The organism is Stenotrophomonas sp. GSD10 (genome assembly GCF_056172695.1).
Genome location: NZ_JAOCMC010000002.1, coordinates 2,050,424 through 2,076,768, shown reverse-complemented (window position 1 = coordinate 2,076,768; position 26,345 = coordinate 2,050,424). Strand labels below are relative to the sequence as shown.

The window sequence follows — 26,345 nt, the reverse complement described above, 5'->3', positions numbered from 1 at the left end:
CAGGCGCCTCAGTCCCAGGCCGGCGCCAGGCCCGGCGGATCGACTTCGCGGCCATTGCGGTCAAGCGCGGCGATCGCGGCCAGATCATCGGCATCCAGGTGCAGGTCCTGGGCGAGCAGGTTGCTGGCCAGGTTCTCGCGCTTGGTCGAGGACGGGATGACCGAGTAGCCCTGCTGCAGCGCCCACGCCAGCGCGACCTGGGCCACGGTGGCCTGGTGCTTGTCGGCGATGGCGGCCAGCACCGGGTCCTTCAGCACCTTGCCGTAGGCCAGGGTCATGTAGGAGGTGACGGTGATGCCCTGCGCCTGCAGGAAAGCGGTCAGTGCCGGGTTCTGCAGGTAGGGGCTCAGTTCGATCTGGTTGGTGGCGATCTCGCCGGCGCCAACCACCTCGATGGCCTGCCGGGTCAGCGCGATGTTGAAGTTGGACACACCGATCTGGCGGGTCAGGCCCAGCGCCTTGGCTTCGGCCAGCGCGGTCATGTACTCGCGCAGTTCAACGCCATTGCCCGGCGCCGGCCAGTGGATCAGCAGCAGGTCCACGTAGTCGGTACGCAGCTTGGCCAGGCTGTCGCGCAGGCTCGGGATCAATTTTTCGGCGGCGTAGTTGTCCACCCAGACCTTGGTGGTCAGGAACAGCTGGTAGCGTGGCACGCCGGATTCGGCGATGGCCTGGCCGACCTCGGCTTCATTGCCGTAGATCTGAGCGGTATCGACCGCCCGGTAGCCGATCTCGAGGGCGTTGCGCACCGAGTCGATGACGGTCTGGCCGGTCAGGCGGAAGGTGCCGACGCCAAAGGAAGGAACGCGCATGTTGGACTCCAGGGACTTCATTGAGAGCCGATGGGCTCGGGACAGGGCGAAGTGTGGGTGCTTTACATTTGTTTATTAAGCCGTGTATACGGGAAATGCTTTTGCGCACAGGTAAAAAATGAAAACGACCCTGGATGAACTGAAGGCCTTCGTCGCCGTGGTCGACAGTGGTTCGATCACCGCGGCGGCCGAGGCGCTGGAGCTGACCATCTCGGCCACCAGCCGCACCCTGGCGCGGCTGGAGGACAAGCTGCAGACCACGTTGCTGCGCCGGACCACGCGGCGGCTGGAACTGACCGAGGAGGGCGCGGCGTTCCTGGAGTACGCGCGCACGATCCTGGCCACCGTGGACGAGGCAGAAGAACAGATGGCCGCGCGGCGGCTGCAGCCGGTGGGGCGCCTGCGCGTAGACGCCGCTACGCCCTTCATGCTGCACGTGATCGTGCCGTTGCTGGAGGGCTTCCGCGAGCGCTATCCGCAGGTGGAGCTGGAGCTGAATTCCAATGAAGGCATCACCGACCTGATCGAGAAGCGCACCGACGTGGCGTTCCGCATCGGCGTGCTGCGTGATTCCACCCTGCATGCGCGACCGATCGGCCACAGCCGCATCCGCGTGGTGGCCAGCCCCGCGTACCTGCGCCGGCACGGCACGCCCACGCGCGTGGCGCAGCTGCGCGCGCATGACCTGCTGGGCTTCACCCAGCCCAGTTCGTTGAACGAATGGCCGCTGCACGATGCCGATGGCGGGCCTTTCGTGATCGAGCCAGCGATTGCTTCGTCCAGTGGCGAGACGCTGCGGCAGATGGCAGTCGCCGGGTTGGGCATCACCTGCCTGTCCGACTTCCTGACCCGCCAGGACCGGCGTGAGGGTCGGCTGGTGCAGTTGTTCGCCCGGCAGACGCAGGAGGTACGGCAGCCGATCAACGCGGTGTATTACCGCAATACCGCGCTGGCCGCGCGCATCACCTGTTTCGTCGACCACGTGACGCAGACGCTGGGGCAGCGCCCGTTCGACGAATAGAGAGGGGTTGGGCCGGCCGCTGGTAGGCGTTGCCCGCCAGCTGTGGTAGATCCACGCCATGCGGGGATGCCAGATTCCTGCCGGCCAGCGGCCGGCACTACCGGCTGCGCAATGCGCTTCGGTTCGCCAGGTGCGCCGCCGCCAGCAGCGCGCCGCCACAGGCGGTCGCCAGGCCATGCCAGAGCAGCGATTCCTTCAACGGCGCGTACAGCGATGCGGACAGCAGCAGCGCGGCGCCGACCACCGCCAGGCGCCGGGGCCAGCGTTGGCCGTGGCGGTGCGAACCGGCGAGGGTGCTGACCAGGGCGATCGCTGAGGCCAGCAGCGCGAACAGCCATTCCCAACGCGACATCAGCAGCAGGGTCGTCATCACCGCGTGGCCGGGATGCTGGAATGAACGAAGCGCCATCATCGCCGCCGGCACGAAGGCCAGCAGCAGGGGCAGGGCAACGCAGTGCGCGGCACAGGCCAGCGACAGCCCGGCGCCGGCCAGATCGAAGCGGGGATGCCAGCGTGCCGATGCTGGCGGCTGGGGCAGGGCCCTTGCGGGCGTCGAGGGGTTGTGGTCCATAATGTTACATAGTAACAATTGGAGCCTCCCCATGAAACGCCCTGCTGCTCTTTTCCTGCTGCTGGCTGCCAGCACTGCGCAGGCCCACGACGTTCGCCACCCGGGTGCGCACGTCCACGGCCAGGCCACCGTCGATCTGGCGCTGGACCAGGCCACCCTGGCGCTGGAGCTGCAGGCGCCTGGTATCGGCATCGTCGATTTCGAGCGCGCACCGGCCAGTGCTGCCGAGCGCGCAGCGCTGGCACGCGCCACCGCTGTGCTCAACAGTGGCAGCTGGGTGACCCTGCCCACCGCAGCGCACTGCCGCCTGGCCAGCAGCAGCGCGAAGGCCGAGGGCTTTGAAGCCGCCGCAGCGGCCGGGCAGCACCGCCATGCCGGCTTCAGCGCCAGTCTGCAGTACCGCTGTGCGAACCCGGTGGCGCTGCGTGCTCTGGTCGTGCGCCTGCCGACACTGTTCCCGGGCCTGCACGAGGTCATCGTCAATACTGCCACCGACCGTGGCCAGGGTCGCAGCGTGCTCAACGCGGGCAATCTGCGCGTGGTGCTGGCACCGTGAGCGTTCGGCCGGTGATCGCGCTGGAGGAGGTGCAGTTCGGCTACGGGCTGCGTCTGGTACTGGATATTCCGCGGCTGTGGATCGAACAGGGCAGCAGCGTGCTGCTGCGTGGCATCAGCGGAGGCGGCAAGAGCACCCTGCTGGGCCTGCTGGCCGGGGTGCTGCTGCCGAGCCGGGGAAGGCTGGAAGTGGCTGGCCACGCGCTGCCGGGCATGCGCGGGCCGGCACGCGACCGCTTCCGTGCCGACCACCTGGGGGTGATCTTCCAGCAGTTCAATCTGCTGCCCTTCCTCAGCGTGCGCGACAACATCGCGCTGGGATTGCGTTTCTCTCCGCTGCGCAGTGCGCGCATCAGTGGACCGCTGGATCACGAGATCTTGCGCCTGCTGCGCGCCCTGCAACTGGACCCGGCGCTGATGCGGCGCCCGGCCGGCACGCTCAGTGTCGGCCAGCAGCAGCGGGTGGCCGCCGCGCGTGCGCTGATCGGTCGTCCGGCGCTGCTGTTGGCCGACGAACCGACGTCGGCGCTCGACCGTGAGGCGGCCGCCGCGTTCCTGCGGCTGATGTCTTCGCAATGCCAGGCCGCCGGTACCACCGTGCTGGTGGTCAGCCATGACGACAACCTGGCACCGCTGTTCGACCGTACGATCGCGCTGTCGGCGATCAATCAGGCAGGGGCGGCCCATGCTTGAGCTTGCCTGGGCCAGCCTGCGCAGCCGTGCGTTGAGCGTGGGCCTTGCGGTACTGGTGATCACCCTCAGCGTGGTGCTGCTGCTGGGCGTCGAACGCGTGCGCACGCAGGCACACGAAGGGTTCGCCAGCACCGTCTCGGGTACCGATCTGATCGTCGGCGCACGTTCGGGGCCGGTGAATCTGCTGCTGTACTCGGTGTTCCACATCGGCGACCCGACCAACAATGTGTCCTGGCAGTCCTACCAGGCACTGACATCGCTGCCGCAGGTGAAGTGGGCGGTGCCGCTGTCGCTGGGCGATTCCTGGCGCGGCTTCCGGGTGGTCGGCACCAGCGACGGTTTCTTCGAGCACTACCGCTACGGTGCGGGCCACGCACTGGCATTCACGCGCGGGCATGCGTTCGACGATCTGTACGATGCGGTGATCGGCGCGGAGGTGGCGCGCGCGCAGAAGATCGGCATCGGTGATGAGGTCGTACTGGCCCACGGCACCGGCGCGGTGACCCTGGCCACGCATGCCGACAAGCCCTTCCGGGTGGCGGGCATCCTGCAGCGGACGGGCACGCCGGTCGATTCATCGCTGCTGGTCTCGCTGCCAGCCATCGAGGCGATCCATGTCGATTGGCGTTCCGGGATGCAGCTGCCCGGCCAGCATGTCAGCGCCGACCAGGCCCGCCAGCTGGACCTGACTCCGACCAGCATCACCGCCTTCATGCTCGGGCTGAACTCGCGCGTGGCGACCTTCTCGGTGCAGCGCAGGATCAACGAGTATCCCGACGAAGCCATGCTGGCGATATTGCCCGGTGTGACCCTGCAGCAGTTGTGGCAGTCGCTGGGCACGGCCGAGCGGGCGTTGCAGCTGATCAGCGCGATGGTGGTGCTGCTGGGCATGGTCTCGCTGGTGGCACTGCTGGTTTCCACGCTGCAGGAGCGGCGTCGCGAGATGGCGGTGCTGCGTGCCATCGGCGCGCGGCCGGCTTATATCGCCGGCCTGCTGGTGGTGGAAGCGGTGGCCACCAGCGCAGTGGCCTGTGTGCTGGCGTTGGCGCTTCTGGTGGCTGCCAGCATTGCCGGGCGCGGCTGGGCCCTGGCCACCTTCGGCCTGTCGATCACCCATGTATGGCCGGAGCTGCGCGAGGTGGTCTGGCTGGCAGGCGTGCTGGCGATCAGCGCGCTGGCCGGGTTGTTGCCTGCGTGGCTGGCCTACCGCCGTACGCTGGCCGATGGCCTGTCGCCGGGGGCTGAGCATGCGCGCTCTGCGGCGGCTGCCGATGATGCTGGTGCTGGCGGCCTGCCAGCGACCGGTCGATACCGGTGTACAGGCGTTGCCACCGTCGCCGGTGGTCGATCACGAAGCTGCGGTGGCGATGCAGGAGCAGGAACTGGATTGGCTGCAGATGATGCCCGGTGACGAGCTGGCAGCGCTGGAGCGCGGCGAGGGCCCGCAGGTTGAACACAACGGCAACCGTCGCATGCCACAGTTCGGCACGTTCCGCACCGTGGGCGCGGTGCTGCAGCGGCCGGTGCGGTTGCCGGGCTACGTGGTGCCGCTGGCCACTGCGCAGGACGGGCGCCTGACCGAATTCCTGTTCGTGCCGTACTACGGCGCCTGCATCCACGTGCCGCCGCCACCGCCGAACCAGATCGTGCATGTGCTGCTGTCGCGCCCGATCGCGATGCCGGACATGTACTCACCCTTCTTCCTGGCCGGCACCCTGCAGGCCGAGCGGCTGGATGACGAACTGGCCGGCTCGGCCTACACCATGCGCAATGCGCAGCTGAGGGCGTATGAACCGTAGACATCTGTTGGTACTCGCAGGTTGCCTGGCGTCGGCCGGCTGCGGGCCGCGCGTTGACGATGACGTGACAGCAGCACGGGCTGCACCTGCGGCCAGCGCAGACGCACACGATGCCCCCATCGAGCGCTGGGATGCGTTGCGCCCCGATGAGGTGACCTACCAGCGACTGCCGCCGCAGATCGGCCTGTCGCGCAACGGCATGGACGGCGTGGGCGGCCTGATCGACGACACCGGTTCCGGTACGCCGCCCGGTCAGGCCATCGACCATTCCAGCCCGGAGCGGGCCAGGCAGTTCGGTTCTTCGCGCGTGGTCGATGCCCTCGACGGTCGCACGGTGGATCTGGACGGCTTTGTGGTGCCGCTGGGTACCAATGATGCCGGGTTGGTGGACGAGCTTCTGTTCGTGCCGTTCTATGGGGCCTGCATCCATGTGCCACCACCGCCGCCGAACCAGATCATCCATGTAACCCTGGCCACGCCGATTGCGCTGGGCAACCTGTGGGACCCGTACCGGCTGGCCGGGCGCCTGCAGGTCAAGCGCTTCGATGCGGACATCGCCAGTGCATCCTACGATGCAGCAGCGGCGACACTGACGGCGATCGGCACCTGATGCGTGCGCGCTGGATCCTGGCTGCGGGCCTGCTGGCAGCGGCTGCGGTGCGGGTGGTGTGCTGGCCACGGCCCACGGCGGTGCCATTTCCTGCGCCGGCCGCCGACGCCGCGCGGCGCATTCAACAGCGGCTGGTGGAAGACATCGCCTTCCGCAACGACGTGCTGTTCCTGCTGGCGGCCACGCTGCGCGACCGCTGCCAACCGGCGCAGGCGGGCCTGCTGGCGCGCATGGCCAATCGTGCGTCATTGCCGGTGCTGGCGGCGGTCAGCGCGGAGACGGCGCAGGATCCGACCCTGGATCGGCCGATCTACCAGTACATCCAGCATCGCGCCGACCAGGTGCAGTGTGGCCAGCCGCTGCGGATGCCGCTGGCAGCCGGTGGCAGCATGGCGGTGGATGTCGAGCAGTACGCGCGTACCTTCCCCGACAGCTACTTCGACCCGCAGCGCAGCAGTGAGCCGCGCGACTTCGCAGGGTTGCCGCTGCAACAGCGGGCCAACAACGCCTGCAACAGCGTGGTGTACTCGGTGCTGCCGCTGGGCGGTACCGATTGGCGGTGCAGCAGCCTGCGCGCGAATGCACGCGCGCGGGTGCGCGGTCTGTGCGAGGACGAGCTGCGTCGCCAGCATGGCGGCATCGGCGGTGAGCTGGACCCGGCCGTGGGGCAGGGCATGCAGGCGGCGGTGGTGGCCGCGATCGTCGCGTTGCCGCAGGACTGTCGGTGACGCCGGGGTGCGTCGGAACATGAACATTGCCCGCCAGCCAACCTGAATCGCTGCACTGATCCCATATAACTATACAGGACATCCGGTATAGTTATGGCGGTATCCCTCCTTGTCAGGTTGTCCCATGGCTTTGTCCCAGCCCTTGGCCGGCGCTCCGGCCCTGTCGCGCGCCCGTCGCTGGGCGCTGTTGTTCACCGTTGCCGCCGGCCTGCTGCTGGTGACGCTCGACAACTCCGTGCTGTACACCGCGCTGCCCACGCTGACCGAAGAGCTTTCGGCCAGTGCCGGGCAGGCGCTGTGGATCATCAACGCCTATCCGCTGGTGATGGCCGGCCTGTTGCTGGGTGCAGGCACGCTGGGCGACCGCATCGGCCATCGCCGCATGTTCCTGATCGGCCTGGTGGTGTTCGGCATCGCCTCGCTGGGCGCGGCCTTCGCTGGCAGCGCGGCGCAGTTGATCGCGGCACGTGCGTTCCTGGCGGTGGGCGCGGCGGCGATGATGCCGGCCACGCTGGCGCTGATCGGCCTGAGCTTCCACGAAGAACGCGAGCGCAATATCGCCATCGCCATCTGGGGCTCGGTGGCGATCGTCGGTGCGGCCCTGGGCCCGATCATCGGCGGCTGGCTGCTGCAGCATTTCTGGTGGGGCTCGGTGTTCCTGGTCAACGTGCCGGTGGTGGTGGTCGCCTTCGTGGCCACCGTGCTGCTGGCGCCGGAAGGGCAGCGCGACACCGCGCGCCCGTGGGATCTGCTGTCCTCGCTGCTGGCACTGGCGGCGCTGTCCGGGCTGGTGCTGGCGATCAAATCGCTGATCGCCACGCCGCCGTCGTACGCATTGGGCGCCGGTTCACTGCTGCTGGCCATGGTTTCCGGCGCGGCGTTCTCACGCCGCCAGCAGCAGCTGCCGTATCCGTTGCTGGATTTTGCGATCTTCCGCAATCCAGCGTTCCTGGCCGGCACGCTGTCGGCGGTGTTCACCCTGTTCGCGATGGCCGGACTGCAGCTGCTCACCACCCAGCGCTTCCAGCTGGTGGCCGGTTTCACGCCCCTGCAGGCTGGCCTGCTGGTGTCGGTGGCAGCGTTGGGCAGCCTGCCAAGCGCGCTGCTGGGCGGCAGCATCCTGCATCGCGTTGGCCTGCGCCCGCTGATCTGCGGCGGGCTGGCGGCGGGCGCGCTGGGTGTGGCGGTGGTGGCCTTCGGCTTCCCGCACGGCCTGGAATGGGTGGTGGCGGGCATGGCGATCACCGGCCTGGGCATGGGCGCGGCGATCTCGGTGGCGTCCACGGCCATCCTCAACAACGTGCCGCCCCACCGTGCCGGCATGGCCTCGTCGGTGGAAGAGGTGTCCTACGAATTCGGTGGGTTGTTGGCAGTGGCGATGCTGGGCAGCCTCAGCGCGGCCATGTACAGCGCGTTCCTGCCGGACTCGGCCGGGATTCCGGCGCTGGCCCGCGAAGGCTTCACCCAGGCGCTGCATGCCGCGCGTGCGGACGGGCAGGGCGAGTGGTTCGCGCTGGCCGCGGCGGCCTATGACCGCGGTTACCAGATCGTGCTGCTGGCGATCACCGTGGTACTGGCCGCAGGTGCGGCGATCATCGCGCGCCTGCTGCGTGGCCGGGTCGGTGGCCGCGAGGGTGCGGCCGATCGCGTAAAATGACGCGATGAGAACCAGCAAGCGCGACCGCATCCTCGACGCCGCCGTCAACGTGATCAATCGTGACGGGGTGCGTGCGGTGACCTTCGAGTCGGTAGCGGCCGAAGCCCAGCTGACCCGCGGCGGCCTGCTGTACCACTTTCCGTCGCGCGAAGCGCTGCTGCGCGGTATTGACGAGCATCTGGTGCAGGCCTGGGAGGCGTCGATGGAGGCGCTGCTGGGCAAGCGTGCGGATGAGGCGACCGCACTGGAGCGTTACCAGACCTTCGTGCGGGTGTCGGCGCAGAGCGCCACCCGCGCCGAGTTGATGTTCATGCTCGAATCGGCCGACCCGGAGGCCGGTGAGCGCCCATGGGGACCGGCGGTACGCCGCTGGGCCCCCTCTGCGCCGGAAGCAGGCCGTGTTGATTCCACCGCGCTCGACAATTTCGTGGCGCGGCTGGCGGCCGATGGCCTGTGGATCTACGAAGCAATGTACGAAGGCCAGCTGGATGAAGGGGTGCGCGCGCAGGTGGCCGAGCGCATCGCCGGGCTGCTGGCGAAGGGCTGACCCCGGTGGCGCTGCACTTGTAGAGTCGAGCCATGCTCGACTGCCTTCCGGTCAGGCCACCGAAATGCCGCGTTGGTAGAGTCGACTGTTGGTCGACTGCTCTTCCATCAGACAGCGAAAACCCCGCGCTTCGCGCGATAGTCGACCAGCGGTCGACTCTACCTCTCATCCATCTACCCAGCCTGTGCTGCGCTTGCGGCCAACCACGCACGCGGCGATGCGCCCAGCCGCTTGCGGAAGGCTTTGGACAGTGACGCGGTATCGGCAAACCCCACCTCGATCGCCACCTGCTTGACGGCCACGCCGGCCCGCAACTGCGCGCACGCCAGGCTCAGCCGCCAGTCCAGCAGATAACTGGCCGGTGTGGCCTGCATCACCTCCTTGAACACCGCAGCGAACGCGCTGCGCGACATCCCGGCGGTCGTAGCCATGCGTGGCAGCGTCCATTCGTCCTGGGGCGCCTGGTGCATCGCCACCAGTGTGCGTGCCAGCCGCGCATCGGACAGCCCGCGCATCAACCCATGGCTGACCCCCGCCGCATCCGGATGATCGACCACCCAGCGCAGGATCTGGATCAATGCCACTTCGAACAGGCGATTGGTCAGCAACCGCGACCCGCAGCGCTGGCGGTCGGCCTCGGCAAACAACAGGCGCAGGGTGTCGTCCAGCTCGCCGACGGCGGCCAGCGGTACCACCATCACCGGCGGCAGCGACTGCACGATCGGGTTGCGCGCGCCACCATCGAAATCCAGCGTGGCGCAGGTGAAGTCCGGGCCGTCCAGCGGCGCGTTGTGGAACACATGGTGCAGCGGCTGCGGGTACAGCAGCAGGCTGGGGGTGTCGATCTTCAGCCGTGGCAGGACCGCATCCCCATCGGGGTGCCGGACTTCCATCTGCCCCTGGCGCAGGATGTGCAGGAAGGCGCGCCCGGGCTGCGGCGCGAAGACATGACGCCCGCACAGTGGCCCGCTGTGGAACAGCGCGGCCTGCACGCGGAAGCGCTCCAGCAGGGAGGAGAGGCGATCAGGCGCCGGGCGGCCAGCGGGGTCGGCGGAGACGCTCATGGACGAATGGACAATGGATGTGGCTGATGTGGCGCGTATCGTCCATGGAGTCTACCTAGGATGGCCGGGTCGTCCAATCCCGGGCGCGTTTCCAAGGAGATTCCCCATGTCCCGTATCCCCCTGATCGATGCCACCCACACCACGGCCGATCGCCAGGCCCTGCTGGGCCAGGTCCACGCCGCCTTTGGCGCCACCCCGGCGATGTTCCGCGCCGTGGCCAACTCGCCGGCCGCCCTGCAGAGCATGTGGGCTTCGTTCGGCGCCTTGGCGGGCGGGCGACTGTCGCCGCTGCTGGGTGAGCAGATTGCCGTGGCCATCGCCAACCGCAACGCGTGTGAGTACTGCCTGGCCGCGCACACCGCGCTGGGCCGCAAGGCCGGGGCCAGCAGCGAGCAGATGGCGGCCGCGCAGGTCGGCCAGTCCAGCGATCCGGCCACTGCGGCCGCGCTGGCGTTCGCGCTGAAGGTGGTCGAGCAGCGTGCGCAGATCGCAGACGGCGACGTGCAGGCCTTGCGAGCGGTGGGCTTTGATGATGAGCAGATCGTCGAGATCCTGGCGCATGTGGCGCTCAACCTGTTCACCAACTACGTCAACGTGGCCTTCGATGTGCCGGTGGATTTCCCGAAGGTGGCATTGCGCTGACGCACCGTTTCGCGTTTCGGTCGGCGAAAACCTCCGCGCTGCGCGCGTTGGTCGACCAACGGTCGACTCTACCCAAGTGGTTGGTCGGCGCGCTGGTCGACTGCCTTTCGGTAGAGTCGACTGTTAGTCGACTGCTCTTCCATCAGACAGCGAGAACCCCGCGCTTCGCGCGATAGTCGACCAACGGTCGACTCTACCCAAGCGGTTCGCCCGCCTGCAGCCGCTCGGGATGGGTGTACACATTGAAGCCGCTCTCACGCGCAAACCCGACCAGGCACAGCCCGGCGCTGCGGGCCAGGTCGATCGCCAGTGCGGTCGGCGCCGACACGGCGGCCAGTACGCTGGCGCCGGCGCGCACTGCCTTGCTGACCATCTCGTAGCTGGCGCGGCTGGAAATCACCAGCAGGCCGCCGTCGATGGCGTGCTCGTTGTGGTGCAAGGCGCCGATCAGCTTGTCCAGCGCATTGTGGCGGCCAACATCTTCGCGCACCCAGCCGATCCGCCCGCTGGCGTCGGCCCAGGCGGCGGCGTGAATGGCGCCGCTTGCCGCATTCATCGGCTGGTGCTGTGCCAGTGCGGCCAGGGCACGCTGCAGCGCAGCCGGTGCGTAGGTGCGGCGTTCGCGGATCGGCGGCAGGGGCCGCAGCACATCCTCAAGCTGGCGCGTGCCGCACAGGCCGCAGCCGCCACGACCGGGCAGCAGGCGTTCTTCATCCGGATCCAGCGCGGCGCCGGGCGCATCCGCGGCCACGGTCATCTGCAGTTCGATACCTTCCAGCTGCGGCCTCACCTCGACCGCCAGCAGCTGCGCGGGCGCCGCGATCAAGCCCTCGCTGAGCGAGAAGCCCAGCGCGAAGTCCTCCAGGTCACACGGCGTGGCCATCATCACCGAGAACGCGGCACCGTTGTAACGCATCGCAACCGGTACCTCCTCGGCCACCACGTCGAGCTGCGGCTGCGGGAGTCCGCCACGCCAGCGATGCAGCGGGCGCTGGGCCGTGCCGGCAGGCGGGGTGTGTGGCGGGGTCGGGTCGGGCATGCAGCGCATCCGGGCAGGGAAGGTGCGCAGGCAACGAAGTGCCTGCGAAATCGAGGATAGCGCAGTACCCGGGTGCTGACGCAGGTGTAACCGTTGCCATGCCAGGCTGGCCGCCGGGCAGCACGGGCCTCTGGCGCGCTGGCAGGGGCCGTGATTGACTGAAGCGGCGGGCAAGGCGCCCGCAGGCGGCCGATTCTGTGCGGCCGTTCGTCGTTGAGTTCCTCAGACCAGGTCGCCGAACATGTCCGAGCAGAAGCCGCCGCGTTACAAGCCCTACAACCAGCCGGCCGGTGGCTGGGGTGCCGCCGGCGCCACTGCCAAGGTGCTGCTGCAGCAGAGCGTGATCGGCAAGGGCTCCAAGGCGCTGCTGGCGATGAACCAGCCGGGCGGCTTCAAATGCCCCAGCTGCGCATTTCCCGATGCCGACGAGCGCAAGAAGCTGGAGTTCTGCGAGAACGGCGCCAAGGCCCTGGCCTGGGAGGCAACGCAGTTCCGCGCTGGCCGCGAGTTGTTCGCGCAGCACACGGTCACCGAGCTGATGGCGCAGAGCGACTACTGGCTGGAGATGCAGGGCCGGCTGACCGAGCCGATGCGCTACGATGCGACCACCGATCACTACGTGCCGTGCAGCTGGGACGAGGCGTTCGCGCTGATCGGCCGTCACCTGCAGGCGCTGGACAGCCCGCATCAGGCCGAGTTCTACACCTCCGGGCGCACGCCCAACGAAGCGGCGTTCCTGTATTCGATCTTCGTGCGCGAGTTCGGCACCAACAATTTCCCGGACTGCTCGAACATGTGCCACGAGCCGACCAGCCGGGGGCTGCCGCCGGCCATCGGGGTGGGCAAGGGCACCATCGTGCTGCAGGACTTCGAGCACGCCGAGGCGATCTTCGTGATCGGCCAGAACACCGGCACCAATTCGCCGCGGATGATGAGCAACCTGGTCGAGGCGCGTAAACGCGGCATTCCAATCGTGGCGGTCAACCCGATGCCCGAGCGCGCCCTGATCCGCTTTGCCGAGCCGCAGGACGTGGTGCAGATGGCCACCTTCGGTTCGACCGAGATCACCAGCGAGTTCGTGCACATCCGCATCGGCGGCGACCTGGCGCTGATCAAGGGCATGATGAAGGTGATGTTCGAGCGTGAAGCACAGGGCGATCGCGTCCTGGACCACGACTTCCTGGCCGAACACACAGTGGGCCTGGAGGCGCTGCGCGAGGATGTGATGGCGCAGGACTGGGAGGAGATCGTGCAGGTCTCCGGCATTTCGCAGGCGCAGATCTGCCGCTGTGCGGAAATCTACATCCGCTCCAAGGCCACGGTGATCTGCTATGGAATGGGCCTGACCCAGCACCAGTACGGCTCGCGCCTGCTGCAGCAGGTGGCCAACCTGCTGATGCTGCGCGGCAATTTCGGCAAGCCTGGCGCGGGCATCGGGCCGATCCGTGGGCATTCCAATGTGCAGGGCGATCGCACCGTCGGCATCGACGAAAAGCCCAAGCCGGCCTACCTGGATCGCGTGCAGCAGGTGTTCGGTTTCGATCCGCCGCGCGAACATGGCCATCATGTGGTCGAGTCGATCGAGGCGATGCTGGAAGGCAGCGCCAAGGTATTCATCGGCCTGGGCGGCAACTTCATCCATGCCGTGCCCGATACACCACGCGCCTATGAGGCGATGCGCGGCCTGGAGCTGACCGTGGGCATCGCCACCAAGCTCAACCGCGGGCATCTGGTGCATGGCCGTGATGCCCTGATCCTGCCGGTGGTGGCACGCTCGGAACGTATCGTGACGCCCGCCGGCGAGCAGTTCGTCACCATCGAGGATGCGATGTCGAACGTCACCGCATCGCGCGGCGTGCTGGAACCGGTCAGCGCGCAGGTGCTGCCGGAGGTGGAGATCGTCTGCCGCATGGCGATGGCCACGTTGCCGCACAGCCGGGTCGACTGGGCAGGATGCATGTACGACTATGCGCCCATCCGCGAGCTGATCGCCGCGGTGTACCCGGAGATCTATACCGGCTTCAACACGCGCATCCAGCAGGCGCACGGTTTCCATCTGGACATCCCGCCGCGCCGCCGCGTGTGGCCCACGCCCAATGGCAAGGCCAACATCCTGCTGATGCCCGGGCTGGACGTGGATGACCCGGTGGACGACCCGGAGATGCTGCGGCTGGCGACCGTGCGCTCGCATGACCAGTACAACACCACCATCTACAGCTACAACGATCGCTACCGCGGCGTGTACAACGACCGCATGGTGCTGTTCATGAACATCGAAGACCGCTTGGCGCGCGGGTTGGCCAAGGAAGCGCTGGTCAGCCTGGAAACGATCAGCGCCGACGGCGTGGACCGGCGCATCGAGGGCCTGACCGTGCTGGATTACCCGATGCCGCGCGGTGCATTGGCAGGCTACTACCCGGAACTGAATCCGCTGCTGCCGCTGGATTACTACGACCGGATCAGTGGCACCCCGGCGGCCAAGTCGATTCCGGTGCGGATGCGGGCGATGGCAACGGCCTCTGCGTGACATCCGCATCGGCTATCATCGACGAGTGAACCTGCCTGGCCTGCTGCTGCGATGGATGCTGCTCGTTGCCCTGGTGCTGAATGCACCGGCGCTGGCGTTTGCCGTGCCTGCGTACAGCGGAACAGCCGGGCAGGAGCACTGTGCCGCACCGCACTCGGCCGCGATGACCGCGGCTGGCTGCTGCGGTGATGCGGCTTTGATGGCCTGCCAGAGCGGAGAGTGTGAGTGCCCGCCTGCCTGCTTGGGCATGCTGGCGACCGCGAATCGAACACCGGCCTCGCCCTGGCGCGAGGCGCCGCTGGCGGCGAGTCCGTCGCAACGCGCGCCGCCGCCAATGCTCGACCCGTTGCGGCCCCCCATCGGTTGATTCCCTGCGGGCGCGCTGCGTCCGTCTCGATTGCACGACACATTCTTGTCTCTGCCTGTGCGTTCAACGCGCGGGCGGCGGGCTGCATTGCCCGCTACTGCAAAGGAATCATTCCATGAACCGTTCTCTCTCCCTCGGCCTGCTGCTGGGCACCGTTCTGACCACCGCCGCCTGCGCGCGCGCTGCCGACGAATCCAGCGTCGCCCCGGTCGCCAGCGAAGCTGCACCTGTATCTGCACCGGCCGTCGTGGCCCAGGTCGATCCGGCATTGCCGGTTGCGATCGTGCACAAGACCGCCAGCTGTGGCTGCTGCGGCGTCTGGGTGGACCACCTGAAAGCCGCCGGCTTCCAGGTGGAGGTGCGCGACACCGACGACATGAACCCGATCAAGGTCCGCCTTGGCGTGCCGGTCGGCAAGGCCTCCTGCCACACCGCCGAGATCGGCGGCTACGTGGTGGAAGGCCACATTCCGGCCGCGGACATCAAGCGCCTGCTGGCCGAACGCCCGGCTGCGCGTGGGCTGGTGTTGCCGGGCATGCCGGCCGGTTCGCCGGGGATGGAAATGCCCGATGGCTACGTGCAGCCGTACACCGTCGAGCTGGTGCGCACCGATGGCAGCACCGAGCCGTTCGCCCAGCACCCGTAATCGCCTTCCCTGTAGAGCCGAGCCTACGCTCGGCTTGCTCTTTGTAGAGTCGAGCCTTGCTCGACTGCTCTGCTTCAGTCGAGCAAGCTCGACTCTACAGAATCAGCGAGCCCGGGCCGTTTCCTTGGCCAGCTGCGCGTCGAACTTCTTCTCGGCCTCATCGGCGTAGGCCTTGCAGGTCATTGCGTTGACCGCCGCCTTGCTGCCGGCCGCATAATCCCAGCGGCTGGCGCCGGGATGTGGGGTCAACAGCAGATCGCAGGGCAGGGCGCGCACCGTGGCGAAGCTGCGCCGGTAATCTTCGACCAGGCGCGGATAGCGGTCATTGCCCTGCAACCGGTAGCCCGGCGCGCTTAGGCTGTCGGCGTAGGCGATGCGCACCGGCTTGCCGCCGCGCGTGTCGGTCCAGGTCCAGGCGGTACTGCCCGGGGTGTGGCCGGGCATGAAGTGGGCGGTGAAGGTGATGCCGCCGAGGGAGACAGTCTCACCGTCCATGATGATGCGGTCGGCGCTGGCCGGCGGGTAGGTGATCCCATCGCCGAAGTGCAGATCGTTGCTGCCGCCGCGTGCCAGCAGCACGGCCGATTCGGCATTGGCGACCAGATGCGCAGCGCTACGCCGCTTCAGTTCCGCCACAGGTCCTGCGTGGTCGGCATGCGCATGACTGAGCAGGATCCATCGCAGATCCTGCGGGGCCACCCCACGCGCTTTCATGTTGGCCAGCAGGTGGTCGGCCATCTGCGGCATGCCACCGTCCAGCAGCACCGCGCCGTCGGCGGTCTGCACCAGCAGGGCGGTCAGCTCCTGGGTGCCGATCTGCCAGGTGTGGTCAGCAATCTGCAGCGGTGCCATCGGCTGCAGCCAGGAGGCGTCGACGGTATAGGCGCGCAGCTGCGGCAGCGGTGCCTCAGCGGCATGTGCCTGGATGACAGGCAGTGTGGCAGCGAGGGCGAAAGCAAGCAGGGAACTGCGCATGGTGCATGTCCGTCTGAAGGAGGCCCAGAAACTAGCATGGGCCTCCTTCATCGCGTCGCGCATAGATTTCATGGCTCCCATAAGGGCGCCATGGCTCAGTACCGGTACTGCCAGCCCAGGCTCAGCACCCGCCCACGGCCGGCGAAGTAGCTCGGGTTCGACGGCGTGGTCTGTGAGTAGTAGCTGATGTACTGCTTGTTGGCCAGGTTCTGCACGCCCAGCGTGAAGCTGTGCTTGTCCAACACATAGCGCGCCACCAGGTCCATCGTGGTGTAGCCGTTGAAGGTCGCCACGCGGTTGCCGAGCTGGTCGAAATCACGGTCGAAGGCATGGCTGGCCTGCAGGCGCGTACTCAGCTGCGGGGTCCAGTTCTGTTCCCAGAACGCGGTCAGCCGGTTCGGTGCGATGTTGACACCGGCCAGGTCACTGTCCAGGCGGCCATCGACGTTGGCGTCGTAGCGTCCGTTGGCGCGCGCATAGCCCAGGCCCAGGCGGGCATCACCCAGGCGCACGCGCAGGTTGCTTTCGAACCCTTCCACGCGGGTGGCCTGGCGCTGCACGTTGTAGGCGTCGATGCCGGCATCGTAGACCAGCACCGAGCCGAGCTTCGATTCGGAGGTGTAGTAGGCAATGTCACCGCTGAAGCGACCGTCGTCGTACTCCAGGCCGATCTCGCGGTTGTCCGACACCACCGGCGACAGGTCGACCAGGTTGTCCACGCGCTGGCCGTCGCGGTTGATCGCGCGCAGCACGCGGCCGACGTCGGCCACCGTGTAGCCCTCCGAGTACGAGGCGTAGGCGTTGAGGCGGTCGTTGATGTACCAGACTGCGCCGATGTTGGGCAGCGTCTCGCTCATGGTCGGCTTGCCACCGGCCACCTTGCGCGCGCCGTAGCGCGGCAGGGTGGTGTAGTCACCCACTTCCAGCTCGCCCTTCTCGTAACGCAGGCCGCCGGACAGCATCAGGTGATCGGTGGGCCACCAGTGCAGCTGCAGCAGCGGCGACAGGCTCTGGTAGGTGGTCAACGGTACCCAGTTCATGCCGCTGGCCAGCAACACCTGATGGGTACGATCGCGCAGGCCATCCAGGCCCACGGTCACATCCAGCGTGGTATCGGCGATGCGGGTCCAGCTCTGGGTCAGCTTGAAGCCGCGCTTGTCCGATTCGTTCTGGGTCTGGTCCCAGGCCGCGTTGGCACCGGTATTGCCCCACGGGTCCCATTGGCTGGCGCCGTAGCGTCCTTCGAAATCCACCGCGAAGGCCTGGGCCTGGAAGCGGCCACCCAGCAGATCGGCGGCGCTGTAATCCACGGTCAGTGAACGCGAGCGGTTCATCGGCGGGTCCAGCGGTGTATCACCGGGCACTGAAAGGGTCGGCCGGCCGCTGCGGAAATCACCATTCACCGCCACGTAGTTGTCCAGCCCGCGCAGCTCGTAGCGATTGGCCATCACCTGCAGGCGATGGCCCTCGGCCAGGTTCCAGCCCAGCTTGGCGAACACGTTGGTGGAGGTCGAATCCATCAGCTCGCCCTGCGCATTGGTGCCGATCGAACGGCCTTCGCCGTCATGGAACAGGCCCTGGCGCTCGTAGGCGAGGCCGGCGACGAGGTCGAAACGATCGCCGCGCACGCCCACCAGGGCCGAGGCACGCTGGCCGTTGTCATCGTGGCGGTTGGGCAGGGCGCTGCTGTAGGTCAGGTTGCTGTCCAGCAGGAAGGCACCGGGCTCGGTGGGGGCGCTGCGGGTGATGATGTTGACGATGCCGCCGGTGCCGCCGATGCCCTGCAACGCGTTGGCGCCGTGGATGACCTCGATGCGCTCGATCATCGCCGGGTCGATGGTGTGCGAATCGCGCGAGCCATCACGCAGCGGGGTGGACTGCGGCACGCCGTCGACCATGTAGAGGATGCCGCGGCCACGCATGCTCTCGCCGTAGTTGGACATCTTCTCGCGCGCGGGCGCGAAGGCCGGAATCTGCGCCGACAGCACGCGCGATACGTCCGAGCCCAGCGCCAGCTGCTGGGCGATGTCCTCGCGGGTCAGCACGGTGATGGTGTTGGGCATGGCGGTTTCACCCTGCGGCATGCGCGCGGTGGAAGCCGAGACCGTGACGCGTGCCAGCGAGGTCGGGCCCGCAGCCGGGGTGGCCCGTGCCGAGGCGCTGGCCTTGGCGGGTGCCGGTGCCGGTGCCGCAGCGGCACTCACCACGAACACGCCGGGCGAACGTTCCTGCAGGGTCAGCGCGTGGCCGGCCAGCAGGCGTTGCAGCGCGTCGCGCGGGGTGTAGCGGCCCTCCAGCGCGGGCGCACTGCGGCCGCGGGTGCTGTCGGCGGCAAACAGCAGCTGGATGCCGCTCTGCCGGGCCAGTGCGTTCAGCGATGCCTGCAGTGGCCCAGCCGGCAGGTGCAGTTCCACGGTGGTGGGAGCGCGGGTCTGCGCGGCAACGGGCAACGCGGCGCACAGGCAGGCCGCGAGCAGGGCGGGGGCCAGCCGGCGCAGGGCGGCGGGCGGAACGGGGCGGGTCATGCAGGGTCCTTCAGAGGGGTTCACGCACCTGCCGGATGGAACGGCGCGCAACCCACCCTCAGCCTTGCTGGGAGGATCACCGGCGCGCGCGCAGGTGCAGGCTGCCGTCGGCGGCGGTATGCACCTGTACCGGCAGGATCTCCGGCAACAGCGCCACGGCGGTTTCGGCGCGGTCGGCATCGAACACGCCCGAGACCTGCAAGGGGCCCAACGCTGGATCGTCCAGCACGATCGGACGGTCGTGATAGCGCTGCAGGATGCGCAACACCTCGGACAGCGGCAGGCGATCGAACTGCAGACGGCCGCGGGTCCAGTCGGCGCGATCCGGGCTGGCCGGCTCCGGCGGTGTCAGTGAGCCGGCCTGGGCGAGCACGCGTTGTCCGGGTTTCAGCCGCTGTTCGGCGCCGCCGCCTTCCACGCGCACGCCGACCTCACCGCGCCACAGGGTCACCTCGCTCAGGTCGCCCTGGCGGTCAACATCGAACACGGTGCCGTAGTTGCGCACGTGCACCGGCCCGGCCTCGACCTGGAACGGCCGCCACGCCGAATGCCGCACGTCGAAGCGCGCCTGGCCCTGTGCCAGCAGCACCTGCCGCGAACGCAGGTGGCGGCGTACCTGCAGCCGGGTACCGGCATCGAGCAGGACATGGCTGCCATCGGGCAGCGTGATCTGGCGCCGTTCGCCCACGGCGGTCTGGTAGTCGCGCACCTGCCAGGCCGGGTCGGCGATGCACACGGCGCTGATGGCCACCAGCAGCACGGGCAGGACGGTCTTTGCGATGCGTCCGCCGCGTCGGCGCTGCAGGGCGGCCGGCGGCGGCAGCGGAAAGCGCTGCTTCAGCGCATCGCGGTGCTGCTCCAGCACCTGTTCGGTGGGGGCAGGCTCGGTCGGCGGCTGCGGTGGAGGCACCGGCTTCATTGCGGCCCGGCGTGCAGTCGGCAATCGGCCATGGCCAGGCGCAGGTGGCGCTCGACCGCCTTCAGGCCGATCCCCATGCGCTGTGCCACTTCGGCCTGCGGCAGCTCGTGGATCTTGTGCAGGATGAACACCTGCTGGCGCCGGCAGGGCATGCGTTCAATGGTGGTGCTCAAGCGCTGCAGCGCCTGCTGTCCCTGCGCCTGCTGTTCCGGCCCGGGTCGCGCGCAGGCGCCATCGGGCAGTTCGGCGCGCGGCTCCACCCAGTGCCGGCGGAGGTCTTCGGCACGGCAACGGTCGACCGCAGCGTCGTGGGCGATGCGGCGCAACAGCGCGATGGGTTGCCGTGCGTCCTGTACGGCCGGGCGCTCGAGCAGGCGCAGACAGACCTCGTGCACCACTTCGCGGGCCAATCCGGGCGAGCGGAAGCGACGGCGCAGGTAGTCGACCAGTTCCTCGTAGTGGCGCACCAGTGACGACAGCAGCGGTGCGGCGGGCAGTGGCGATGAGGGCGACTCGTGCATCCGGAACGGGCGAGGGTGAAAGGCGGGTCGCGCAACAGGACGATCCCTGCGCGGTGATGGAATATTAATGGGAACGGTTCGCATTTGCCATCCATACCGCATGCAGGCCATTGTTCGGTGGGCCTGGATGGTGAAAACACGATCATCGTCTGGCGCGCAGAATCGGCCCGTGCCAGCCTGCACCCGGGCTGAGGGAGCGAGACATGCACGTACTTCTGGTCATCATCGCCGGTGTGCTGCTGCTGGCGGTGTTCATGCTGTTCGGGCGTCTCTGGAGCGTGGGCAGCTCGCAGTTGCCGGCGGCGTTGCTGGCCTTTGTTGCCACCTGGCTGGTGCTGGCGCTGGCCAACCTGTGGGTGGGGGTCTACCGGGCCGGCTACGCCTTCAGGGAAGAGGTGCCGATCCTGCTGCTGGTATTTGCGGTGCCGGCGCTGTTGGCCGGCCTTGCCTACTGGCGCCTGGCGCGCTGAGGGCTTCCGATGAGCACACCCCTGCGCCTGCCGGCGCTGCGCCAGCGCGATGGCCACCACGCCCGGGTCACCTACGAAGAATTGTTCTTCGATCTGGTGTACGTGTTCGCGGTCACCCAGCTCAGCCACCACCTGCTGCACCACCTGGGCCTGGCCGGGGTGCTGCAGACGCTGGTGCTGTGGTTTGCGGTCTGGCTGGGCTGGCAGTACGCCTGCTGGGTCAGCAACTGGTTCGACCCGCAGGCGCCGCGCATCCGCGGGTTGTTGTTCGCCACGATGCTGCTGGCACTGCTGATGTCCTCGTCCATTCCCGAGGCCTTTGCCGACCGCGCCTGGGTGTTCGCCGGGGCCTACGCGACGATGCAGGTGGGGCGCACCGCCTTTGTGCTGTACGAGGTGGGCGGCACGCATGCATTGACGCCGAACTTCCGCCGCATGCTGGCCTGGGTGTGCGTGTCGGCCTGTTTCTGGCTGGCCGGTGCGGCGGCCGAGGGCCATGCACGGCTGGCGCTGTGGGCGCTGGCGGTGGCCTGCGAGTACGTTTCGCCGATGTTCGGTTTTGCCTTTCCCGGGCTGGGCCGCTCGCACACCCGCGAATGGACGATCGAAGGTGGGCATCTGGCCGAGCGCTGCCAGCTGTTCGTCATCGTCGCGCTGGGAGAGACATTGCTGGCCACCGGCGGTGTGCTCAGCGAGGTGGAGCACTGGAGTGGTGCGGTGGTCTCGGCTGTGCTGGCCACCTTCGCCGGAACCCTCGCCATGTGGTGGCTGTATTTCGGCATCTCCAGCGGCGACGCCACCGAGGCGATCACCCATGCCGACGATCCGGGCCGGATGGGCGCCAACTTCCACTATGTGCATGCGCTGCTGATCGCCGGCATCATTGCCACCGCGGTCGGCAACGACCTGGTGATGGACCACCCGGGGGCGGCGGTGACGCCGGCGTATGCCGCGCTGATGGTGGCCGGCCCGCTGATCTACCTGCTGGGCAGCGCGTTGTACAAACGCGTGGTGTATGGCCGGGCGCCACGCTCGCATCTGTTCGGTGCCGTGGCACTGCTGGTGCTGGGCCTGTTGCTGCCACTGACCCACCTGCTGGCAGCCGGCTGGTTGACCAGCCTGGTGCTGCTGGGTGTGGGTCTGCTGGATACACGGCTGAAACGGCGCATCCAGCAGGCAAGCAGCTAGAAGCCGCCGCCGGTCTTGAAGCCGCCACCGCCGCTGATACCGCCACCGCTGCGGAAGCCGCCGCTGCTGGAACCGGAGCCCGAGCTGGAGCTGGAACTGGAGCTGGAGCTGGAGCCGGAGCCCGACCAGAAACTCGAACGGGAGTCCGAGCTGCTGGAACTGCTCGATCCCCAATCGAACAACCCGCCGGAGGAGGCGGTGCTGGAGCGCCGCGGGCGGCTGCTGGCGGTGGCGAACAGCGAGGTCATGATCGGCTCGGCGACGCTGCGGGCCGGGGCGCGATAGCTGCTGCGCTCGGCATCGAGCGCGAGCTGGTAGCTGCGGCGGGTGGCCTGCAGCGATGCCAGCGACGCCTTCAGCGTCTCCATGTCGCTCGTGTGCTGACCAACGCTTCCCTCGATCTCGGTCAGGCGCAGGCGGCGGGCATGGATCCGCTCCAGCACCGCATCGTCCTCGGCCGTGGCAGTCGCGGCGACGCGGCGGTACAGATCGTCGAGGTTGCGCGAGGACAGGGCGCGCGCCAGGGTGACCAGCACCGAACGGCCCTCGGTGTCGGACCAGCTGCGGAAGTCGGTGATCCTCGCCTGCTGGGCATCCACCGCCTGGCGTTGCCGCTGTTCGTCCAGCAGCGCCTGGGCCAGGGCACCCTGCGCATCCCGCAGGATGCTGCGCAGCACACCGCCACCGGACAGCGCCGCGGCTGAATCGCGGGCGGCCTGTACCGGGGCGTGCGCCTGCTCGGCCTGTTCGCGGGCCTGCGCCGCATGCTGTTGCAGGTAGCCCGGCAGCTCGGTCAGGGTACGGTACTCGCGGCGGGCACGGTCGTAGCCGCACAGCTCGGCCAGCCATCCATCGACGGTGCGCAGCAGCGGCCAACCACGGTAGCCGCTGCCACCGAAGTCGCGCGACAGCAGGTACATGAAGATCGGATCGGCCTGGTAGGCGCCGGCCTTGGCATCATGTTCGGCCTGGGCCGAACCGGCCATGCGCTCGGCGGTATCCCACCGCGCCTGCGCCAGCTGCAGGGTGTCCAGCAGGGCCAGGAAGTCGCTGTCATTGCGCAGCGTGGCCTCCACCTGATCCTGCAGCTGCTGCAACCGCTCGCCGGCGGCATCACGCGCGGCCGCGGCATCGAGCGAGCGCTGCTGCAATGCCTGCTCCTCATCCAGCAGCCGCTGCAGTTCGCCCTCCAGCGTACGGCCCTTGCGTTCACGGCGGTCCAGGTCGGCACGCGACTGCAGCAGCAGATCGCGGGCAACGGCAGGTTCAACCTCGTTGCTGGCCTCGGCCTGCAGCCGGGCCAGTGCATCGAAATCGGCACGGGTCTGCTCGCGCAGCACGTCCTGTTCCTTGACCAGCTCCCGGCATTGGTTGCCCTGCGTGGCCAGGCGGGCCTGCAGGTCGGCGATCTCGGCTTCGACGTCAGCCATCGCGGTATTCAGGTCACTCATGTCAGTTCCTCAGGCATCACCATTGGGTGATGTAGCCGCCGGTGGTGGGCATGCGGAAGCGCGGCGACAGGCTGCCGCGCGGCTTGCTGCCGATCTGGTCGTCTTCGATGATGCCGTTGTCCTGCTTGTCGGCCGCTACACGGTTGTAGGTGGCCTGCGGCACGCGCACGGCAAACAGCGTGACCTGTTCGTCCTTGCCGGTTTCTTCGTTGCGGACGGTGATGGTGACGGCGTTGCCGGCTTCGTCGAGTGCCTCGGTCACCAGGTAGTAGTTGCGTCCGCCATTGGCGTTCTCGTTGTAGCGCCATACGCCGGTGCGCTCATCGTCGCGGTTGACGATGCGGTAGACCAGGGTCTGCTGCAGCATCGCCACCAGCCCGGCGACCTGGTCCAGCGCCGGCCCGGCTTCGGCCAGTGTCTCGACGCGGATCAGGGTGGCCGCATGATCCAGCGCACGCTGCAGGCGCTTGCGGTCGTCGCCGGCAACCCCGGTGGCCAGGCCATCGGTCCTGAGCTGGGCCAGGCGCTCATTGAGCGCGGCCAGCTTGCCGGCACTGCCGATCAGCTCCTTGAGGGTGGCCGTGGCCTGACCGGCCGTTGCGATGTCGCCGGCACGCAGGGCCACGTCGCCGTCGGTATAGGTGCGGGCGCGCAGCCGCTCTGCATCCGGGGTCAGCCGTGCGGCCTTGGCGGCAAGGTTGGTGGCATCGAGCAGTTCGCTTGCATCGGTGGCCTGGCCAAGCGTGGCGACTCGTTCGCTGAGGACGGGCAGGGCTTGCTGTGCCCGCGTCAGCGCCTGCTCGGCGGCCTGGCGCTGCTGTTCCACCCAGTCGGCGGCCTGGCCGGCGGTGGCCGTGCTGCCGTGGCTGACCCGGGTGACCTGGTCGCGGCGTACCAGGGTTGGCAGCAGGGCGTCCGCTGCCGGCACCTCGGCGAAGCGCCGCTGCGCTTCAGACAGCGCAGCCTGTGCCCCTTCGGTCAGCGGCTGCAGGCGTTCACCACTGGCCGTGGTACGCGGCAACAGCCCCTGCAGCGCCTGTTCCTGCGCGGCCAGCGCGTGGCGTGCGAGACCGATGGCCTGCTGCTGCGCCGTGACCCTGTCGTTGAGGACCTGGACATTCTTCTCGATGTTGGCCTCACGCACGAAGGCGCCGAAGCCGCGCGCGAGCAGCAGCACCATGCCGAGCGCCAGCAGCGCCGCCGCGACCGTCAGCGCCCATCTGAGCACTCGCCTGCGATCGATCCAGCGCCTGGCCAGCCACGCCTTCCAGCCACTCGGCGCGGTGTACAGGTAGCGCTGTTCACGCTGGGCCTGGATGCCGGCCTCGAGGATCTCGTCGGAGACCTCGATGCCCTGCGAGCGGTACAGCTCGAGCAGGCGTTGCTTCAGTGTCGCGTTGTCGTGGCCACTGTCGGCCAGTGCCTTCATCTCGGCATTGCGGTAGCGCAGCTGGTCGACCACATCCATGGTCAGCAGCGCATCCTGCAGCTCGGCAGGCGCCATCGTCGCACTCACGTCAGCGCGGCTCCGGGCTCGGCGGTGCCTGCAGCAGGGCGGCGAAGCGCTGCTTGCCCTGTTCGACATAGCTGGCGATCTCCGCCGAATCGCGGGTGGCCTGGCTGCGCAGCTGCTCGATCTCCTGCAGCGACGTCTCCTGGAAACGCACCACCGCATCGACCAGCTTGCGTACCGAATCGACACCGATGGTGCCGCCGTAGCCGGCCTTCAGGCCCTGGTGCAGTACCTCGTCGCCGATGCTGGCGACCGCTTCCAGGCCCTTCGAGGTGCCTTCGGTCATCGCGTTGAGCGCCTGGGTGGATTCGTGCAGGCCCATCTGCGTGGTGAAGGCCAGATTCAAGGCGGTGAAGCTGGTTTCGTTGGTGGAGAAGAACACCACCGAACGCTCGTTGACGCGGCGCTTGACCTCGTGCGACTGGTGCACGCGCAGCATGATCGCCTCGGAGGTGGCGTAGTTCACCTGCAGGTTCTCGGCCAGGTCCTTGGCCAGCTGGAAGCGCGATTCCTCGGTCTGCTGATTGCGCAGGGCCTCATCGCGCGCCATCACCAGGCGCCCTGTGTCGGCGGCATCGGCGGACGGGTCGGCGGAGTCGACGCGCTGCTGGGCCTGCTTCAGTACGTCGCGCGCATCGGCCAGCGCCTGCTCCTGTAGTTTCAGCAGCTCGTGGGCCTGGATTTCGGCGTCCTTGATCGACAGGCGGAAATCGCCGTACATCTCCAGCACGCGCGACTCGCGCTGCAGCTGCTCGGCCGCATCGCGGCTCACGTCCAGGAAGGTGTGGCGGATCTTTTCGAAGCGGCTGGGAATGTCGCCGCGGGTAACCTTCATCCACAGGTTCTGCAGGCGCTCGCCCATGTCGATCTTGCCGTCGCTGACCTGCTTGACCATGTTGCTGGCATCGTCACGGATGCTGTCGAAGGCGCGGATGATATCGGTGTAGCGGTCGGAGACCTTGGCCGAACTGATTTCATCACGCATCACGGCGTTGAAATGCCCCGACTGCTGCAGCACGCGTGCGATGGCCACCACGCGGCCCTGGTCCAGCGTCGCCAGCTGCGAGACCAGCGCGACGGCAGGTGCGTTGTTCTCCTGCGGTGCGGCCAGGCCCAGGCTGCGCAGGGTGGCCATGGCGCGGTCCAGATACTTGATCGGCGCCGCAGCGGTCGGCGTGGCAAGGAGGGTGTTGTCGGACATGTCGATGGCTCCGGTCAGGGCGTGCAATGAGGAACCTGCCGCGCCGAGCGGGCAGGGTGCTGCGCAACGAAGGGAATGGGACGCGGCAGCCATCGGCTGCGCGGCAGGGTGGCCCGGGCAAGGGCCACCGGCCCGATGCGGGCGCGGAGGGTGTCCTGGTCGAACATGGATGACGCGTTCCCTGCAGATCGCCCCTGGCGATTCTGGGCCCATTGTAGCGAGGGTGAGGGTCAGGTGAAGCCCCACCGATGGCAGGGTGGAGTAGCGTTTGCCGGACGCCCATCGAGGGCGACCGGCGAGGCG

Annotated in this window: 24 protein-coding genes and 1 pseudogene; 14 read left to right on the top strand and 11 right to left on the bottom strand. The window is 68.1% G+C overall.

What is annotated here, in order from left to right; translation table 11 throughout:
* Window positions 1-8: 8 nt before the first annotated feature.
* The gene (gene dkgB, locus N4G47_RS09880; protein WP_475286814.1) at window positions 9-812 is read right to left on the bottom strand and encodes a 2,5-didehydrogluconate reductase DkgB; all 804 of its coding nucleotides are present in this window, start codon (window positions 810-812) and stop codon (window positions 9-11) included.
* 118 nt (window positions 813-930) lie between these two features.
* Here dkgB and N4G47_RS09875 point away from each other — a divergent pair, with 118 nt between their 5' ends.
* Window positions 931-1,833: a LysR substrate-binding domain-containing protein gene (locus N4G47_RS09875; protein WP_475286812.1), complete on the top strand. Its 903-nt coding sequence runs from the start codon at window positions 931-933 to the stop codon at window positions 1,831-1,833.
* Window positions 1,834-1,930: 97 nt separating this feature from the next.
* Here the strand turns inward: N4G47_RS09875 and N4G47_RS09870 are convergent, their stop codons facing one another.
* On the bottom strand, window positions 1,931-2,404 hold the full coding sequence (locus N4G47_RS09870; protein ID WP_475286810.1) for a MerC domain-containing protein: 474 nt from the start codon (window positions 2,402-2,404) through the stop codon (window positions 1,931-1,933).
* 31 nt (window positions 2,405-2,435) lie between these two features.
* Here N4G47_RS09870 and N4G47_RS09865 point away from each other — a divergent pair, with 31 nt between their 5' ends.
* The 8 genes and pseudogenes from N4G47_RS09865 to N4G47_RS09830 all read left to right on the top strand — a co-directional run bounded on the left by N4G47_RS09865 (window position 2,436) and on the right by N4G47_RS09830 (window position 8,993).
* Entirely contained in the window at window positions 2,436-2,960 is a 525-nt protein-coding gene (locus N4G47_RS09865) for a ZrgA family zinc uptake protein (RefSeq protein ID WP_475286808.1), read from the top strand.
* The gene (locus N4G47_RS09860; RefSeq protein ID WP_475286807.1) at window positions 2,957-3,652 is read left to right on the top strand and encodes an ATP-binding cassette domain-containing protein; all 696 of its coding nucleotides are present in this window, start codon (window positions 2,957-2,959) and stop codon (window positions 3,650-3,652) included. The genes N4G47_RS09865 and N4G47_RS09860 overlap by 4 nt, the downstream gene beginning before the upstream one ends.
* Window positions 3,645-4,892 (top strand): annotated as a pseudogene (locus N4G47_RS09855) (ABC transporter permease); the annotation flags it as partial. The gene N4G47_RS09860 and the pseudogene N4G47_RS09855, both read left to right, overlap by 8 nt.
* 7 nt (window positions 4,893-4,899) lie before the next feature.
* Window positions 4,900-5,451, top strand: coding sequence for a DUF3299 domain-containing protein (locus N4G47_RS09850; RefSeq protein WP_475286805.1), 552 nt, complete (start codon window positions 4,900-4,902; stop codon window positions 5,449-5,451).
* Window positions 5,441-6,061, top strand: coding sequence for a DUF3299 domain-containing protein (locus N4G47_RS09845; protein WP_475286803.1), 621 nt, complete (start codon window positions 5,441-5,443; stop codon window positions 6,059-6,061). The genes N4G47_RS09850 and N4G47_RS09845 overlap by 11 nt, the downstream gene beginning before the upstream one ends.
* Complete coding sequence (locus tag N4G47_RS09840; RefSeq protein ID WP_475286801.1) at window positions 6,061-6,789, top strand: hypothetical protein; 729 nt, start codon at window positions 6,061-6,063, stop codon at window positions 6,787-6,789. Before N4G47_RS09845 ends, N4G47_RS09840 begins: the two co-directional genes overlap by 1 nt.
* A 124-nt stretch (window positions 6,790-6,913) precedes the next feature.
* Window positions 6,914-8,446 (top strand): MFS transporter, encoded by a 1,533-nt coding sequence (locus tag N4G47_RS09835; RefSeq protein ID WP_475286799.1) that lies wholly within the window; start codon window positions 6,914-6,916, stop codon window positions 8,444-8,446.
* Between the two features lie 4 nt (window positions 8,447-8,450).
* Entirely contained in the window at window positions 8,451-8,993 is a 543-nt protein-coding gene (locus N4G47_RS09830) for a TetR/AcrR family transcriptional regulator (RefSeq protein WP_475286797.1), read from the top strand.
* 173 nt (window positions 8,994-9,166) lie between these two features.
* Here N4G47_RS09830 and N4G47_RS09825 read toward each other — a convergent pair whose 3' ends face one another.
* Window positions 9,167-10,057, bottom strand: a complete 891-nt coding sequence (locus N4G47_RS09825; RefSeq protein ID WP_475286795.1) for an AraC family transcriptional regulator — start codon at window positions 10,055-10,057, stop codon at window positions 9,167-9,169.
* Between the two features lie 106 nt (window positions 10,058-10,163).
* Here N4G47_RS09825 and N4G47_RS09820 point away from each other — a divergent pair, with 106 nt between their 5' ends.
* The gene (locus N4G47_RS09820) at window positions 10,164-10,700 is read left to right on the top strand and encodes a carboxymuconolactone decarboxylase family protein (protein ID WP_475286793.1); all 537 of its coding nucleotides are present in this window, start codon (window positions 10,164-10,166) and stop codon (window positions 10,698-10,700) included.
* A gap of 193 nt (window positions 10,701-10,893) precedes the next feature.
* Here N4G47_RS09820 and fdhD read toward each other — a convergent pair whose 3' ends face one another.
* Window positions 10,894-11,739 carry a formate dehydrogenase accessory sulfurtransferase FdhD gene (fdhD, locus tag N4G47_RS09815; protein ID WP_475286791.1) on the bottom strand — a complete coding sequence of 282 codons (846 nt, stop codon included), beginning with the start codon at window positions 11,737-11,739 and terminating at the stop codon, window positions 10,894-10,896.
* 241 nt (window positions 11,740-11,980) lie between these two features.
* On the opposite strand from fdhD, the gene N4G47_RS09810 reads away from it, so the two are divergent.
* Together N4G47_RS09810 and N4G47_RS09805 are read left to right on the top strand one after the other, a co-directional pair.
* Window positions 11,981-14,266: an FdhF/YdeP family oxidoreductase gene (locus N4G47_RS09810; RefSeq protein ID WP_475286789.1), complete on the top strand. Its 2,286-nt coding sequence runs from the start codon at window positions 11,981-11,983 to the stop codon at window positions 14,264-14,266.
* 482 nt (window positions 14,267-14,748) lie between these two features.
* On the top strand, window positions 14,749-15,279 hold the full coding sequence (locus N4G47_RS09805; protein ID WP_475286787.1) for a DUF411 domain-containing protein: 531 nt from the start codon (window positions 14,749-14,751) through the stop codon (window positions 15,277-15,279).
* A gap of 102 nt (window positions 15,280-15,381) precedes the next feature.
* On the opposite strand, the gene blaL1 is transcribed toward N4G47_RS09805, so the two are convergent.
* The 4 genes from blaL1 to N4G47_RS09785 all read right to left on the bottom strand — a co-directional run bounded on the left by blaL1 (window position 15,382) and on the right by N4G47_RS09785 (window position 20,219).
* Window positions 15,382-16,254, bottom strand: coding sequence for a L1 family subclass B3 metallo-beta-lactamase (gene blaL1 / locus N4G47_RS09800; RefSeq protein ID WP_475286786.1), 873 nt, complete (start codon window positions 16,252-16,254; stop codon window positions 15,382-15,384).
* Window positions 16,255-16,349: 95 nt separating this feature from the next.
* On the bottom strand, window positions 16,350-18,779 hold the full coding sequence (locus N4G47_RS09795; RefSeq protein ID WP_475286784.1) for a TonB-dependent receptor: 2,430 nt from the start codon (window positions 18,777-18,779) through the stop codon (window positions 16,350-16,352).
* 76 nt (window positions 18,780-18,855) lie between these two features.
* The gene (locus N4G47_RS09790; protein ID WP_475286782.1) at window positions 18,856-19,698 is read right to left on the bottom strand and encodes a FecR family protein; all 843 of its coding nucleotides are present in this window, start codon (window positions 19,696-19,698) and stop codon (window positions 18,856-18,858) included.
* Complete coding sequence (locus N4G47_RS09785) at window positions 19,695-20,219, bottom strand: RNA polymerase sigma factor (RefSeq protein WP_107230660.1); 525 nt, start codon at window positions 20,217-20,219, stop codon at window positions 19,695-19,697. The genes N4G47_RS09790 and N4G47_RS09785 overlap by 4 nt, the downstream gene beginning before the upstream one ends.
* Before the next feature lie 203 nt (window positions 20,220-20,422).
* On the opposite strand from N4G47_RS09785, the gene N4G47_RS09780 reads away from it, so the two are divergent.
* Both N4G47_RS09780 and N4G47_RS09775 read left to right on the top strand, forming a co-directional pair.
* The gene (locus N4G47_RS09780) at window positions 20,423-20,689 is read left to right on the top strand and encodes a hypothetical protein (RefSeq protein WP_475286780.1); all 267 of its coding nucleotides are present in this window, start codon (window positions 20,423-20,425) and stop codon (window positions 20,687-20,689) included.
* A gap of 9 nt (window positions 20,690-20,698) precedes the next feature.
* Window positions 20,699-21,877, top strand: coding sequence for a low temperature requirement protein A (locus tag N4G47_RS09775; protein WP_475286778.1), 1,179 nt, complete (start codon window positions 20,699-20,701; stop codon window positions 21,875-21,877).
* Here the strand turns inward: N4G47_RS09775 and N4G47_RS09770 are convergent.
* The 3 genes from N4G47_RS09770 to N4G47_RS09760 are packed head-to-tail and all read right to left on the bottom strand — an operon-like array spanning window position 21,874 to window position 26,042.
* Complete coding sequence (locus tag N4G47_RS09770) at window positions 21,874-23,328, bottom strand: hypothetical protein (RefSeq protein ID WP_475286776.1); 1,455 nt, start codon at window positions 23,326-23,328, stop codon at window positions 21,874-21,876. The two genes, N4G47_RS09775 and N4G47_RS09770, sit on opposite strands and share 4 nt — an antisense overlap.
* Window positions 23,329-23,344: 16 nt before the next feature.
* Complete coding sequence (locus N4G47_RS09765; protein ID WP_475286774.1) at window positions 23,345-24,844, bottom strand: DUF6384 family protein; 1,500 nt, start codon at window positions 24,842-24,844, stop codon at window positions 23,345-23,347.
* Between the two features lies 1 nt (window position 24,845).
* A complete protein-coding gene (locus tag N4G47_RS09760; protein ID WP_475286772.1) occupies window positions 24,846-26,042 on the bottom strand; it encodes a cell surface protein in 1,197 nt (398 codons plus the stop codon).
* Window positions 26,043-26,345: the final 303 nt, after the last annotated feature.